A 14,923-nucleotide genomic window follows, 5' to 3' on the forward strand; every position below is an offset into this window, starting at 1 on the left:
TCGTCTTGTCGGAAAACGACGATAATAAACTTCCCCCTGCGCTATTGCTGAGCGCTTATGCGCAGGGTATTTTTCCAATGTCGGATGATGCAGAAGACCCCGATATTTATTGGATACGACCCGAACGACGCGGGATTATTCCTCTGGAAAATTTCCATATTCCGAAGAGTCTGAAAAAACGCATCAAAAAAGTCCCGTTCAAAATTCTCATGGACACAGATTTTGAAGGTGTGATTTCCGGTTGTGCCGAATCAAAACCCGGACGCGAAACAACATGGATCAATCATCCGATACGTAAAGCATATGGTGAACTTTTTGAACTCGGTTTTTGTCACACTGTTGAAGCCTGGCAAAATAACGAGCTTGTAGGCGGGTTATACGGTCTGGCCTTGGGGCAAGCATTTTTCGGTGAAAGCATGTTTTCGCGTGCCACCGATGCATCTAAAATATGCCTTGTTGCGCTTGTCGAACATTTAAAAAGCCATCATTTTTCACTTCTTGATACACAATTTACAACACCTCATCTCGAACATTTCGGTGCTGTCGAAATTACGCGACAAGATTATGAAATGCGCCTGAAAAAAGCCCTATCCGGACACGCTGAGTTTTAAATTCTTCGTATTTTCTCACCAAATTGCCGCCTAAATTCCCACATGTTTTTCAAAAATTTTTGGTACGAAAAAAAGATTGTTGTTTTGGCAATTTTTCTGTTTGCCTTTGGCGAAGTTTATGCTAGTTGCAGTGCGGCGCCCTTATAGCTCAGTTGGTAGAGCACCTGATTTGTAATCAGGGGGTCGGGAGTTCGAGTCTCTCTGGGGGCACCATTATCATTTTTCCCGCTTATAATTTATTGTTTTTGTTTAGTATTTTTTGATAGAGGGCAAAAATTGTAAAAGCGAGGGCATAGAAGTTTTTATTTTGTTCTATTTCTCTAGTTTTTTGTTTGCCTCTCTTGCGAATCCGATGCGGTCTACACTCTTGGTGTAAAGTGAAGGCATTTCATCACCTATCCATGCGAATAATTCGTTGGGTTTTAGTTAATAAAATAGGCACATGAAGTTTTAGCTCTAATCCGTTTATTGGACAAACTACGTATAAGCTATGTAATTGTAATGGTGGTTTTTTCTCGTAAAATATCGGTTACCTCAACTTTAATCATATATGTCAGTATCGGCTGAGGCTTAATGTTTTTAAGCTGAACTGCGTTGACAATAAGCTATAATATGCGGAACAAAAGATGGTGTGGCTCTGGCGTATATTTCAATCACTGTTATTTAACCAGAGCTGATTTTCTTCATACAACTCGCGTAGCAGGCTTCTTATCAATTCCAAATTAGGTGAGGTATCGCCTTCGCGGTAGTTCATTATGATGGGTGATGTTGCTCGCTCGGAAGCGATTGAGCGATACACCAAATCCGGACGCATTTGCCTTGCCAATGTCGGTATTATGCAAACTCCAGATTCGGCTGAAACAAGACCTAAAGCCACCTGGATTTCCCGAACCATCATAATTTCTGCTGGCCGGACATTTTCGGATTGAATGAGCGCCATGACGTGGTCAGCATAGCTAGGCCTCGGTTCTTTTGGATAAAGAATGACCGTTTGATCCGCAAGTTCGGCTAAAGTGATCGGTTTTTTTTCAGCAGCCAAAATGGAATAAGGGGGTACAGCAAGGATCAAGCGCTCTTCACGCAGGGTGGTACTGACCACATGAGGATCATTAGGGTGAAGTCGACCGAAGCCTACGTCGATTCGCCCTTCCTTCAATGCGGAGGCTTGTTGCACCGAGAACAACTCGATTAAACGGATGTCTATTTCAGGCGCAGTTTTGCGTAATTTACGCACCAATATAGGCAAACCACCATAGAGTGTAGATGCAACAAATCCGATAGAAAAGACGCTGTTTTGTTGGAGACCAACGCGGCGCGTGGAATCTCGCATCGTCTCGACGCGACCTAATATTTGCAAAGCCTGATCATAGAATATTCGTCCCGCTTGCGACAATTTGATGGGACGAACATCACGGTGAATAAGTATGACACCAAGCTCCTCTTCCAACAATTGGATCTGGCGACTTAATGGTGGTTGGGCAATATTGAGCTCTTGCGCAGCTTTCGTGAAATTTAGCAAACGCGCAACAGCAACAAAATATTTCAACTGACGCAAATCCATGTTTCTCCCCCCCAAACTTCGACTCCGTATCAATTTATTTTTTTTGCATTCTAACAGATAAAATCCAAGAACCGCGCGATTAAAATGTAATACCTTTTAGGTATAATATTAAATGTAAATAATATTGGACGATTTGTTGAAACAGCTGATACTTTTTTAACATGACCAAGATATTTACACCACTCTCTACATCTATCGTGCCCGTCGTTGAACGGGTCGAGACAGTGCTTGTTGATCTGCCGACTATCCGGCCGCATAAGCTTTCTGTCGCTACCATGAATGGCCAAACGCTGATGCTGGTAAAGGTCCATTGCAGCGATGGACATATAGGCATCGGTGAAGGCACAACCATCGGCGGATTAGCCTATGGTGGCGAAAGCCCTGAAAGTATGAAGCTCAATATTGATACCTATTTCACACCTGTAATGATAGGGCAGGATGCGAGTCAAATTCAAACGCTCATGGGGCGTATTGGCAAAATGGTCAAGGATAACCGTTTTGCTAAAAGTGCGATCGAGACAGCATTATTGGATGCACAAGGAAAACGTCTTAACTTGCCGGTAAGCGAACTCCTTGGCGGACGCCGATGTGATCGTCTTCCAGTTGCTTGGACACTGGCATCAGGTGATACCGCGCGGGACATTGCCGAAGCTGAAGAGATGTTAGAGCGCCGTCGTCACAATATCTTCAAGCTAAAAATCGGCGCGCGTAATATCCACCAGGATATTGCCCATGTTGCTACGATCAAGAAAGCGCTTGGTGACAGGGCTGGTCTACGGGTTGATGTGAATATGGCTTGGAGCGAGCAGGAAGCTGCTTGGGGAATGGCTGCTCTTGCCGATGTCGGATGCGAATTGGTGGAGCAACCTGTTGCATCTTCCAGTGCTTTGGCGCGATTGATGCGGCGTTTTCAGACAGCTTTGATGGCGGATGAATCTTTAACCGGTCCTGAATCAGCATTTGAACTCGCACGCATCCATGCGGCAGATGCCTTTTCTATAAAAATCGAACAATGCGGTGGTCTCTTCAACGCCCAACGTGTTGCAGCCATTGCCGATGCGTCCGGTATCGGCCTTTATGGGGGAACAATGCTGGAGGGTGGCGTTGGTACAATTGCATCAGCGCATGTGTTTTCGACCTTTGCCAATTTACAATGGGGGACAGAGCTTTTTGGCCCATTGCTTTTGACTGAACAAATCTTGCGTGAACCGGTGGATTATCGTGATTTTGGCCTGAACCTGCCGAAGGGTCCTGGGCTTGGGATAGAACTTGATGATGATCGTATCGCGTTTTTTGCTCGCGATGGATTCCGACGTAATCAGTTTAATTAGGGAGATCACATAATGCTTTATCATGTCCGAATGGATGTTTGTATTCCCCATGAATTACCTGCCGATAAAGCGGCCGAGATTATTGCGCGCGAAAAAAAATATTCGCAGGATCTTCAACACCGTGGAAAATGGCGCCATATTTGGCGTCTGGCTGGCGAATACTCGAATTACAGTATCTTCGACGTCGAGAACAACGAAGAGCTGCATCAGATATTGTCCGGATTACCTTTGTTCCCATACATGAAAATTAAAGTGACGCCGTTATTGCGTCACCCGTCGTCAATCCGGGAGGATGACAGCTAGACCTCTCGTATTTTTATTAAAAATAGTGGTCTAAGTTGCAAAACAAAGCTGATGCGAGGATCGGCTTATAGATTAACATGACACAATATTGGAGGAGTTATTATGAGTGTTAAAATTTTTAATCGCCCTGACATTCAGGAGTTTTTACGTGAATTGAGTGGTTTAAACAAAGAGACTGGCAATCCCCGTGTGAAAGAAATCACTCATCGTTTGATGTCGGATCTTTTCAAAGCGATGGATGATCTCAATGTGACTCCTGATGAATATTGGACAGCCGTTGCCTGGTTGAATGATTTAGGCGCCGCTGGTCAGGCAGGACTTGCTTCCCCCGGCCTCGGTTTGGATCATTTTATTGACGAACGTCTGGATGCGATAGATGCTGAACTCGGCATTGATAACCCGACACCTCGTACCATTGAAGGACCGCTTTATGTGGCTGGCGCACCTGAATTCGTCGGATTTGCACGTATGGACGACGGCAGGGATAAAGATGGCGAAACACTGATTTTGCATGGTGTTGTTTATAGTTCTGAAGGCAAACCGCTACCGGGTGCTAAAGTCGAGATATGGCATTGTGATACACGTGGCTTCTATTCCCATTTTGATCCAACGGGCAAACAGTCACCGTTTAATATGCGCCGCACGATCTATACCGATGAAAATGGTCAATACAAGGCCCGGAGTATTCTGCCAAGCGGCTATGGTGTTCCTGCGGGCAGCCCGACAGATAAAATGCTTTCCGCATTGGGCCGTCATGGCCAACGTCCGGCGCATATCCACTTTTTCATCACGGCTGATGGCCATCGTAAGCTGACGACGCAAATAAATATCGAAGGAGATCCTCTTCTTCATGATGATTTTGCTTATGCGACACGAGATGGTTTGGTTCCCCCAGTGATTGAACATAAAGATGAGGAAAGCATGAAAGCCAACAATCTAGATGTTCCTTTTGCCGAGATAGTCTTTGACGTTCATCTCACTCCGCTGGTTGATGGGGTGGACAACCAGATCAACGAACAGCGCCGCCGCGCCGTTGGCTGAGGTGGCATTGCCGACCTTGAACTATTATAAATGGCCGAGCCTGCATTCTTTATAGATCGGTAATCTTTATAGAAAAGTGCCCGGCCATAAAACCAATCTATAAAAATAAAAATGGTTAAGGATTGCCCGCAATGGGCAATCCCGGGAGGAGGAATTATGTCCACAGTTATCGAAAATGCGCGCGATCTCGACTATCTGCTTGCTGATGCCGTGCAAGATAATGCAGAAGCAGGAGTGTTTCGCTGTCGACGCGATATCTTCACCAATGAAGATTTGTTTGCGCTCGAAATGAAGTATATTTTTGAACGCAATTGGGTTTATCTGGCGCATGAAAGCCAGATTCCTGAAAATAACGATTATTACACCACTTGGATCGGTCGCAAGCCAATCGTTATTACGCGTGATAAGACTGGCAAGCTTAATGCTCTTGTCAATGCCTGTGCCCACAAGGGGGCTATGTTATGCCGTCGTAAGCAGGGCAATAAAGGCAGCTTTACTTGCCCGTTTCATGGTTGGACCTTTGCTAATAGCGGCAAATTGCTGAAGGTAAAGGATGCAAAAACGACACAATACCCGGATCAATTCGATACGAATGGTTCGCATGATTTGCCCCCCGTTGCACGGTTCGAGAATTACCGTGGCTTTCTTTTCGGCAGTCTAAACCCTGATGTCATACCTTTGAAGGAATATTTGGGTGAAACCACCGTTATCATTGATCAGATTGTTGATCAGGCTCCGGACGGGATTGAAGTATTGCGTGGCAATTCTTCTTACATCTATGACGGGAATTGGAAGCTACAAATGGAAAATGGCTGCGATGGTTATCATGTCAGCTCTGTTCATTGGAACTACGCTACGACAATGGAACGCCGCAGCGAAACCGGTACCAAGGCAGTTGATGCCAATGGTTGGAGCAAGTCGGTCGCTGGTGTCTATGGGTTTGATCACGGACATATCCTGCTCTGGACCAATGTCAGAAATCCTGAAGTTCGTCCGATCTATGGTCATCGCGAGGCGCTTGCTGCTCGGGTGGGTGAGGAAAAGGCTGCGTTTATCGTCAATCAGACACGAAATTTGTGCCTCTATCCGAATGTGTTCCTGATGGATCAGTTCAGTACCCAGATCCGTGTGGTGCGCCCATTATCAGTGGATAAAACTGAAGTGACGATATTCTGCTTCGCTCCTAAAGGCGAAAATACCAAAGATCGCGCACACCGCATCCGCCAATATGAAGACTTTTTCAATGTCTCAGGTATGGGAACCTCGGATGATCTGGAAGAGTTTCGTGCTTGCCAGACAGCTTATGCTGGTAGTGTGCCGTTTTGGAATGACATGTCACGCGGTGCACCATTATGGCTTCACGGCCCCGACGAGAATGCACGCCGCATGGGGATGAACCCGCTGATTTCCGGTGAACGCAGCGAGGACGAAGGTCTTTTCGTTGTCCAGCACGAATATTGGGCTCGGGTAATGCGCGATGCAGTGGCCTCGGAGAAGATTGGAGACATGACATGAGTCATGATTACAGAGCTGTGTGCGCCTTCCTTTATTACGAGGCGCGGCTGCTGGATGACCGGCAGTGGGATGACTGGTTGACTTGTTATGCGCCCGATGTTGGCTATTGGATGCCCGCATGGGACGACAATGACCAGATTACCGAGGACCCTCAATCGCAAATCTCGTTGATCTATTACCCGAACCGTGAAGGTTTAGAGGATCGGGTATTTCGTATCAAGACGGAACGCTCCGGTGCATCAACACCGGAACCGCGCACTTGTCATAATATCTCTAATATCGAGATCGTGGCTAATGACGGGATGCATATTGACGTGCGTTACAATTTTTTGACTTTGAACCATCGTTATAAAATTACTGACCAGTTTTTTGGGACTACGTTTGTTACTTTGCGTAAATCAGATGACAAATTGCTTATTAGCAATAAAAAAATTGTTCTCAAAAACGACTATATCCGCCAGGTGATCGACGTCTATCACGTCTGATCCATCTCGGGACAACTATACACTGGCGAGCTATAAGGAGAGAGGTTTCATGGGATATAGAGTTGCCTTCAATTTTGAAGACGGTGTGACCCGTTTTGTTGATTGTAAAGCCGGAGAGAAGGTTCTCGACGCTGCTTATCGCAACAAGATTAATCTGCCGATGGATTGTTCCGACGGCGTGTGTGGTACTTGTAAGTGCCAAGCCGAGAGCGGTATCTATAGTCTTGGCAATGATTATATTGAAGATGCGTTGAGTGAGGATGAAGCCGCCGAAGGTTTTGTTCTCACTTGCCAGATGATGCCAGCTTCCGATTGTATAATACGGGTACCGGCAACATCCACAAGTTGTAAGACTGGTCAGCAGACATTTCAGGCTACTGTTGCGCGAATTGAAAAGCATCAGGATGCAGCTATTGTTTTGGAGCTTGAGTTCGCACCGGATAGCAATCAAGCAATACCGATGTTCATGCCCGGTCAATATGTCAATATTAATGTGCCTGATAGTGACATTAAACGTTCTTATTCATTTAGCTCGGCTCCCGGTGAAAGCCGTGCGTGCTTTCTCGTCAAAATGGTTCCTGGTGGAATGATGAGTAGCTGGTTGGCACAGGCAAAAACCGGCGACAAACTTGATATAACGGGACCGATGGGTAGCTTCTACTTGCGCAAGTATGACCGGCCGTTATTGTTCTTGGCTGGCGGCACTGGACTTGCTCCTTTTTTGTCAATGCTGGAAGTATTGGCGCGCGAAAATTCACAGCAAAAAATTCATCTTGTCTATGGTGTTACCCGCGATCTTGATTTAGTGCTGGTTGACGCATTGGAGGATTATGTCAAGCGGTTACCAAAATTCAGCTTTACGACAGTGGTTGCTGAAGAAGCCTCCAATCATCCGCGTAAAGGCTGGGTAACACAACATATGCCCGAAGAAATGCTGGCAGATGGCGAGGTCGACATCTATCTTTGTGGCCCTCCCCCTATGGTTGACGCTGTGCGCCGTTATCTTCTTGAAAACGCAATAAGTCCCAGAAGCTTCCATTACGAAAAGTTTACGCCCAATGCCTCATCGGGGACAAGTGCATGAATAGAGTCTATTTCAATGGTCGTTTTCGTGGCAAAGTGCTGGTTGTAACCGGAGCGGCACAAGGTATCGGCCGGTCAGTTGCCTTGCGAGCGGCGGCAGAGGGGGGCAAAGTTCTTCTGGTTGATCGGGCACATTTCGTCGGTGATATTGCTGCGGAAGCAAACAAATCTGAAGGTGAAGCTGCTGCTTTCAATGCCGATCTTGAAACATGGGAGGGCGCACGCGATGCAATGGCGTTTGCCAAAGAAACTTATGGCGGTATTGATATTTTAATCAATAATGTTGGTGGCGCCATCCGCATGCGCCCCTATACGGAATTTGAACCCGAACAGATTGATGCCGAAATACGGCGCTCGCTGATGCCAACTCTTTATGGTTGCCATGCAGTGCTACCGCATCTAATCGCGCGGGGCGGCGGTACGATTGTCAATGTTTCGTCCAATGCCACGCGTGGTATTTATCGGCTGCCTTATTCTGCCGCTAAGGGCGGGATCAATGGAATTACCCAATCACTGGCCATGGAAATGGCTGGCAACAACATTCGGGTGGTCGCCACAGCACCGGGCGGTACTGATGCGCCACCTCGCCGCATTCCACGCAATAGCGAGGGGGAAACTCCTGCTGAAAAAGCCTGGATGGCGGAGGTCGTCGATCAAGTTAAGGAATCTACTTTTCTCAAGCGCTATGGAACAATTGATGAGCAGACCGCTCCAATCCTGTTCCTTGCTTCGGATGAGGCTTCCTATATCACCGGAACGATCCTGCCTGTCGCGGGAGGTGACACAGGCTAGGAGCAGAACCATTAATTTTATCAATGAACACGATAAGTGAATTATATTCATTGGTCTTATGGAAGATTGCCAAATGAATGATTTTTTACTTTGCGTTGATTAGACAGCGCGGATATCGCCCTATTTTTTATTGTCGCACGGAATAATGCATGTCGTAGATGACCGGCGCATCATCAGCGGCATTGTTTGCCTCATCAAACATCATTTTCAATAGAAAGATACTTCTGTCTCCCATACCCCGAATAAGAAGCTCTCTATTCGCTTTATCCTCTGGAACAAATCAGGTGTATTTGATTGCAGTTTTTCGACATTACCGCGTAAGCCCCAAGACCTCAACACATGATGATTGATACCCCACTCTAAAGGCGCACCTCACTGGCGTAAGTTTTAAAAAAAACGGGGGTGTTTACCCGTCTTATTGGTCGCACAAAAGCTGGCTTGAACTCAAAACTGCATGCAGTTCGAGTCAACCGGAAAATTGATATGCCCTATTTGTAAAAAAAATAGAGACGAGTAACAACAAAAGAGTGGCTCTCCTGTGAATTAGGGGTGTTACCGGTTATAAAGGAACTCATCGACGAACAGGATGAAGCAGGCTGGTTCCGAAAGGCAGTGTTTGGCAAAAATTTGAAGGACTGCCAGCAGAAGCTGAAGAACCGTTTAGTTCTCCTTAACAGACAAGCTTGAATAGACAAATTTGCGGTTACCACCAAAAAATGGAGAATTGGTCGCAAAATTTGACAACGGCCGGCAGATAGTGACACGCTACGAGCTATGAGTACGTATATGCCTGTCTGCTATCTGCGTGGCCGTTACCTATAACTTCTATTCTTGTTAAAACGATCTCAATTTAGACAGGACATTAAATTATTGGTCTTTGCCGACGTTATCCATATTTCTCGCGTCATGAAGAAAGTTGATAGGCAGTTTTTACTTTTGTTAAGAACTGGCGGACATATGTGCCTTGCTATCGTGGACCACGGCTTGAGTTTTTATTGCCGCCAAAAGATGCATGATAATCAACCCCCGCTGTAAGTTCAGGCAAAAACGCTAGCAAAGCTCCCTTAGAGAAAGAGAATCATTACCAACTAGAGAACGAAAATAGTTACCGACCAAAAAGTTACATCTTTTGGTCGGTAAGTCTATTTTTCAAAACCTGTCGATTGAACTTACTTCAAATCAAACCGTTTGTTTCAATTCAAACGTCGAGATCATTTCGTACGTTTTATGGCGTCCGCCAGTTTGCTGACAATCACATCAATCTGATCTTTTTCAACAATCAACGGAGGAGAAAGTGCTATAATGTCGCCGGTTTGACGAACCAAGGCACCATTTTTGAAGCAATCGACAAAAATTTCATATCCACGTTGTCCGGCCGCTCCATCGCGAGGTGCCAATTCTACCCCCCCGACAAGACCGATTGTGCGAATATCAATGACATTGGGTAGCCCTTTAAGTGAAAAGAGCGCGTCTTCCCAGTATTTTTCAAGCTCTTTTCCACGTGTCAACAACCCCTCTCGTTTATAAATATCCATCGTTGCAAGGCCCGCAGCACAGGCAACAGGGTGTCCGGAATAAGTATAACCGTGGAATAGCTCTATCTGGTTTTCCGGTCCTTGCATTAATGCTTTATAAATATCTTCCTGAACAAAGACTGCTGCCATCGGAACGGAACCATTGGTAAGTCCTTTAGCGCATGTCACCATATCGGGAACAACTCCGAAATAATCGACCGCAAATGGTGTTCCAAGGCGACCAAAACCGGTAATAACCTCGTCAAAAATCAGAAGAATTCCATATTTTCGCGTAATTTCCCGCAAGCGTTGCAAATATCCGACGGGAGGTAATATAACACCGGCTGATCCGGACATTGGCTCAACGATAACGGCTGCAATCGTTTCAGCACCGTTCAAAGCGACAATGCGTTCAAGATCGTCGGCAAGTTCGGCACCGTGCTGGGGCAAACCGCGAGTAAAAGCATTTTTCTCGATATTCAACGTATGGCGCATATGGCTTGCCGGAATCTGCGGAAATACACGTCGGTTATTCACCAGACCTCCCACCGAAATACCTCCGAAGCCGACGCCGTGATAGCCTTTTTCACGCCCGACCAGATGGGTGCGTGTTCCTTGCCCGATAGCGCGTTGATAAGCAATAGCAATTTTAAGAGCAGTATCATCGGCTTCCGAACCGGAATTGGCAAAAAATACGTGATTGAGACCACTATCTTTACCTCCCGGTGCCATTTCAACGAGCCTGTTGGAAAACTCGTGAACGATCGGATGGGACATTTGAAAACCGGGGGCATAATCCAATGTTGCCAATTGGTGTTGCACTGCATTGGTAATCTCGTCACGACCATGCCCTGCATTGACGCACCAAAGGCCGGCCGTACCATCAACAACTTTATTGCCGTCGATGTCGGTATAATACATACCTTTTGCTGCCGAAAGAATGCGAGGATTTGCTTTAAACTGGCGATTGGCCGTGAAGGGCATCCAGTAACTTTCAAGTGAAATCGTATTGTTAATCTTTGTCATGAATCCCTCCGTTAAATTATTATTATTTATACTAAGGTGGTTTTTTCCAGATTAAACAAGTCGTTTTCTTCATATTTTTAACTATCTGATTTTATTAATTTGTATTACAAATATTTCGATATTTTCAACACTATGAACGGGGAATAGAATGGAAAACACAGATATAGGCGTGAGATTGCGTTACGTCCGATTGGCGAAAAATATATCGCAACGCAAACTTGCAGAACGGGCAGGTGTTACACCTTCGACGATTTCGTTAATTGAAGCCGGTCGAAGTAATCCCTCGGTTGGTGCGTTAAAACGTATACTTGACGGGATTCCGATTGATCTCGGAGAATTCTTCTCGTTAAAACCGGAAATGCCTGCCAAGTTTTTCTATAAAGCTGACGAATTGACCGAAATCGGCAAAGGCAAGGTTTCCTATCGGCAAATTGGCGAGCGTTTTCCCAACCGTGCATTGCAAATCCTGAAAGAACGTTATCAACCGGGATCGGGCACAGGAAAAGTGCTTCTCGTTCATGAAGGCGAGGAAGGCGGTATCGTTATATCGGGCAGACTTGAAGTCATAGTAGACAATGAAAGAAGAATTCTCGGACCAGGCGATGCTTATTATTTTGAAAGCAGAAGGCCTCACGGTTTTCGCTGTGTTGGTGATGCCATTTGTGAAGTTGTCAGCGCCTGTACTCCACCGACATTCTGAACAGTCTGAACGCTATTGATCTTCAGCGGAAATTTTTATTTTGCCCCAAGCAGAACAATGTGTTGCCGGTGAGATATTGATAGAAACGATCGCATTTCTTATGACACAAAACACATCACCAACAAGCTCAAGTGCCGAATATTTGACGATGGACAATTGACGGACAGACAACTTCATTCAGACAGATCGAAGAGTATTTTCAACGTTTTCGAGGTTTTCATGAAAGCCTTGAAGGATAAAACAGGGGTATTTCATCGACACTTTGTTTATGTCGATTAAAACGTACCATTCATAAAGACCGCGATATACCGACGGAATTGAAAATCAAAGCCTAGTGGGGAAACCGTACAATATGCCGACAATCACAATTTAATGAAAGCCGTTTACAGAGAAGTTATAAATATCGCGGTTCCATGTTTCGAGTTCTACCACCTTGGCCAATTTATAATGTTTAGAGAAAATTGTGTCGTAGTCTAACGCTTTGACGGCCTTGTGTATCCAATGATTTCCTGATGGTCTGAATACTCATTTGCTGCATGAACGGCCTTTTTCGGTATTCCCGTCATACAGCATGATATTTATCGCTCACTGTAAAACGGTGATGTTCTAAACATGAACGGATATTTCTCTTCTTGGTGGGGTCGGATGAGGCATGTCATCGAGAGCGTCTAACCCGATTTCAGGAAGGAAGTGGCAATCTTTTATCGTTTCGTGCGAGACTTGCAAACGGGTTGATGCCCCATAAGTTATTTCCATCATTTTCGGGATTTTTATTGTAATTAATGGATAAAATTCATCTCTTTTTGACAGACGATCGGGTAACAACGTTCATCCGCCCGGTTTAATTGGGTCGGCTACCCTGCCCCTTGCTTCAAACCATCGAGCCTATGCGTTTTAACATTTCATCCTGTTCAATCCCTCCGCTTTCGCCAGTTGTCCTGACACCTTTTTCAATATGACAGCTCTCCAAAAAGAATGCAGAATAACCACCCGATTTTATAGCCGGCTGCGTTCGAGTTCAGATTAATATTTGAAGAGCCGGATCCAATGTTCATGGGTTCAACATTGATGAGCTATAGATGTTCATGAAAAAGCAAAAGCTTGAAACTATCGGATTTTTCTTCAAAAATTCCGAGGCTGGCAATCTGTTTAGTTACGCCCTCGCACCTTTCTACAAAGCAATTCCTGTTTTTTTAAAGGTCATGTATGACATCCACAAACCCGCTTTCTTATCGTCAAGACAATAGACATAACGTCCAAAACCGACAGATTGCCGATTTTAAAATAAACCATGAATTGATTTCGTTAAAAGAATGCCTTTTATGTCATCGCTTATATGCAGGGAAATATACGTTCATATATTTCCCTGCTTGAATTGGTCATCATACTACCCGCTTATAGAAAACGAACAGATCGACTTGCTATATAATTGAACTTTCTTCGCAAGCTATCGCTCGCAAATCATTCGGGTTCGGATACTGCGTTTTGGCTCGTACTGATGTTAAACCTGTTTTGTTTGAATTTGTTCATAATGACAAAGACAATCAAAATAAACGCCACCGAGATCAAACATTGCATAAGACTGATCCGCGTTGAATCTTCAAACAGCATACTGACGATAACAGCAATAATGCAAGCAGTTACAGCAAGTGGTAGCCAGGGATGACCCCACATTCTGAATTTCAGCGTTCCTTCGGCGACCCACCGTTTGCGCAGTTTCATTTGTGACAAACAAATCATCAAGTAAATAAATAGAAATACCGCACCGGATGAATTAATCAGGAAAAGAAAGACGGTATCCGGCCAAAGAGCTGCAATAATCACACATGCATAACCGATCAGAGTTGAAAAAAGCACGCCTTTTATAGGTACTCCGCGAGCACTGACATGTGTAAGAGTTTTTGGCGCTTCTCCGCGCAAACTAAGCACAAACAGCAAGCGGGATGCTGTATAAAGGCCTGCATTTATCACCGACAGAATTGCCACAAGAATGACAATTGTCAGCATCGTGCTGGCTCCTGGAATACCGATAGTGTCAAATGTGGTAACGAAAGGTGATTTACCCGGAACAACTTCGGTCCAGGGCTGGATGACAACAATCAGAAAAGTTGAAATTACAAAGAAAGCCAGAACGCGGATAATAACGCTTTTGACTGCTTGTTGCATACTCCGTTCAGGGTCTGCAGATTCAGCAGCGGCAATTGCAATCACTTCGACACCGGTCATCGAGAAGATGATAACCACGATAGATGATAAAAAGGCCACTATTCCATGCGGAAAAAAACCACCGTGATTGAAGAGGTTCGAGATCGAAGCGGAAGACCCCGGCCAAGGCCCGAACGCATAAGCCGCAGCTACTGCAATAAACACCACGATGGCGATGATTTTAAGTCCTGAAAACCAGTATTCGGCCTCACCGAAAGAGCCGACAGAGAGTAAATTGATTGCAGTCATCACAATAAGCAGTACCAGTGCAATCGACCACACAGGAAAATCGGGGAACCAACCATTGATGATCTGGCCTCCGACAACCGCTTCAAATCCCACAACAATGACCCAAAAATACCAATAAAGCCAGCCCGTGGAAAAACCGGCCCAATTGCCGAACGCCATTCTCGCATATTCGACAAACGACCCTGAAACCGGATGGGCGGCAGCCATTTCCCCAACCATGCGCATAATCAACATAACAAGAACGCCGGTAAAGGCATATGCCACAAAGGCCGAAGGGCCTGCTAACGAAATTACAGCACTGGAACCGACAAACAGTCCTGCACCGATAATACTTCCTAATGAAATCATCGTCACGTGACGTGTTTTCAGTTTTTGTTGCAGCTTCGGATTTTTTTCCGTTTGCTCTATCATTGTATTTGCTCCCATTATTTTTATTTTACAAGATAAGCTAACGTAACAAGATAAACTCCTCTATTGGCGATTATACGCCAATGCGCTTTTCGTTAA

General features: G+C 45.3%; 12 protein-coding genes and 1 tRNA gene. 10 read left to right on the top strand and 3 right to left on the bottom strand.

Annotated features, from left to right (window positions below):
• Nucleotides 1-5: 5 nt before the first annotated feature.
• Nucleotides 6-611 (top strand): leucyl/phenylalanyl-tRNA--protein transferase, encoded by a 606-nt coding sequence (gene aat / locus H3S94_RS07875; protein ID WP_198231192.1) that lies wholly within the window; start codon nt 6-8, stop codon nt 609-611.
• A 137-nt stretch (nt 612-748) separates the two neighbouring features.
• Nucleotides 749-824, top strand: a tRNA-Thr gene (locus H3S94_RS07880).
• A 436-nt stretch (nt 825-1,260) separates the two neighbouring features.
• On the opposite strand, the gene H3S94_RS07885 is transcribed toward H3S94_RS07880, so the two are convergent.
• Nucleotides 1,261-2,172: a LysR family transcriptional regulator gene (locus H3S94_RS07885; protein ID WP_198240723.1), complete on the bottom strand. Its 912-nt coding sequence runs from the start codon at nt 2,170-2,172 to the stop codon at nt 1,261-1,263.
• 161 nt (nt 2,173-2,333) lie between these two features.
• Here H3S94_RS07885 and H3S94_RS07890 point away from each other — a divergent pair, with 161 nt between their 5' ends.
• The 7 genes from H3S94_RS07890 (at nt 2,334) to benD (ending at nt 8,722) form a co-directional block, all read left to right on the top strand.
• The gene (locus H3S94_RS07890; RefSeq protein ID WP_198240724.1) at nt 2,334-3,503 is read left to right on the top strand and encodes a muconate/chloromuconate family cycloisomerase; all 1,170 of its coding nucleotides are present in this window, start codon (nt 2,334-2,336) and stop codon (nt 3,501-3,503) included.
• A 12-nt stretch (nt 3,504-3,515) separates the two neighbouring features.
• Nucleotides 3,516-3,806 (top strand): muconolactone Delta-isomerase, encoded by a 291-nt coding sequence (gene catC, locus H3S94_RS07895; protein ID WP_198223063.1) that lies wholly within the window; start codon nt 3,516-3,518, stop codon nt 3,804-3,806.
• 102 nt (nt 3,807-3,908) lie between these two features.
• Entirely contained in the window at nt 3,909-4,847 is a 939-nt protein-coding gene (gene catA / locus H3S94_RS07900) for a catechol 1,2-dioxygenase (RefSeq protein ID WP_198223064.1), read from the top strand.
• A 156-nt stretch (nt 4,848-5,003) separates the two neighbouring features.
• Entirely contained in the window at nt 5,004-6,362 is a 1,359-nt protein-coding gene (locus H3S94_RS07905) for a Rieske 2Fe-2S domain-containing protein (protein ID WP_198240725.1), read from the top strand.
• Nucleotides 6,359-6,847, top strand: a complete 489-nt coding sequence (benB, locus tag H3S94_RS07910) for a benzoate 1,2-dioxygenase small subunit (protein WP_198240726.1) — start codon at nt 6,359-6,361, stop codon at nt 6,845-6,847. Before H3S94_RS07905 ends, benB begins: the two co-directional genes overlap by 4 nt.
• Nucleotides 6,848-6,896: 49 nt before the next feature.
• Nucleotides 6,897-7,931 (top strand): benzoate 1,2-dioxygenase electron transfer component BenC, encoded by a 1,035-nt coding sequence (gene benC, locus H3S94_RS07915; RefSeq protein WP_198240727.1) that lies wholly within the window; start codon nt 6,897-6,899, stop codon nt 7,929-7,931.
• Nucleotides 7,928-8,722: a benzoate diol dehydrogenase BenD gene (gene benD, locus H3S94_RS07920; RefSeq protein ID WP_198240728.1), complete on the top strand. Its 795-nt coding sequence runs from the start codon at nt 7,928-7,930 to the stop codon at nt 8,720-8,722. The genes benC and benD overlap by 4 nt, the downstream gene beginning before the upstream one ends.
• Before the next feature lie 1,211 nt (nt 8,723-9,933).
• Here the strand turns inward: benD and H3S94_RS07925 are convergent.
• Complete coding sequence (locus tag H3S94_RS07925) at nt 9,934-11,262, bottom strand: aspartate aminotransferase family protein (protein WP_077992395.1); 1,329 nt, start codon at nt 11,260-11,262, stop codon at nt 9,934-9,936.
• A gap of 148 nt (nt 11,263-11,410) precedes the next feature.
• On the opposite strand from H3S94_RS07925, the gene H3S94_RS07930 reads away from it, so the two are divergent.
• Nucleotides 11,411-11,962, top strand: coding sequence for a cupin domain-containing protein (locus H3S94_RS07930; protein ID WP_077992396.1), 552 nt, complete (start codon nt 11,411-11,413; stop codon nt 11,960-11,962).
• A 1,461-nt stretch (nt 11,963-13,423) separates the two neighbouring features.
• On the opposite strand, the gene H3S94_RS07935 is transcribed toward H3S94_RS07930, so the two are convergent.
• Entirely contained in the window at nt 13,424-14,827 is a 1,404-nt protein-coding gene (locus H3S94_RS07935) for an amino acid permease (RefSeq protein ID WP_198240729.1), read from the bottom strand.
• Between the last annotated feature and the right edge of the window lie 96 nt (nt 14,828-14,923).

It is taken from the genome of Bartonella sp. B10834G3 (assembly GCF_016102505.1).
GTDB classification, from domain to species: Bacteria; Pseudomonadota; Alphaproteobacteria; order Rhizobiales; family Rhizobiaceae; genus Bartonella; species Bartonella choladocola.

Coding starts and splice junctions, on each gene's coding strand:
- H3S94_RS07905 (WP_198240725.1), top strand. CDS start 5,004: ATGTCCACAGTTATCGAAAATGCGCGCGATCTCGACTATCTGCTTGCT.
- catC (WP_198223063.1), top strand. CDS start 3,516: ATGCTTTATCATGTCCGAATGGATGTTTGTATTCCCCATGAATTACCT.
- benD (WP_198240728.1), top strand. CDS start 7,928: ATGAATAGAGTCTATTTCAATGGTCGTTTTCGTGGCAAAGTGCTGGTT.
- H3S94_RS07935 (WP_198240729.1), bottom strand. CDS start 14,827: ATGATAGAGCAAACGGAAAAAAATCCGAAGCTGCAACAAAAACTGAAA.
- H3S94_RS07885 (WP_198240723.1), bottom strand. CDS start 2,172: ATGGATTTGCGTCAGTTGAAATATTTTGTTGCTGTTGCGCGTTTGCTA.
- benC (WP_198240727.1), top strand. CDS start 6,897: ATGGGATATAGAGTTGCCTTCAATTTTGAAGACGGTGTGACCCGTTTT.
- catA (WP_198223064.1), top strand. CDS start 3,909: ATGAGTGTTAAAATTTTTAATCGCCCTGACATTCAGGAGTTTTTACGT.
- benB (WP_198240726.1), top strand. CDS start 6,359: ATGAGTCATGATTACAGAGCTGTGTGCGCCTTCCTTTATTACGAGGCG.
- H3S94_RS07890 (WP_198240724.1), top strand. CDS start 2,334: ATGACCAAGATATTTACACCACTCTCTACATCTATCGTGCCCGTCGTT.
- H3S94_RS07930 (WP_077992396.1), top strand. CDS start 11,411: ATGGAAAACACAGATATAGGCGTGAGATTGCGTTACGTCCGATTGGCG.
- H3S94_RS07925 (WP_077992395.1), bottom strand. CDS start 11,262: ATGACAAAGATTAACAATACGATTTCACTTGAAAGTTACTGGATGCCC.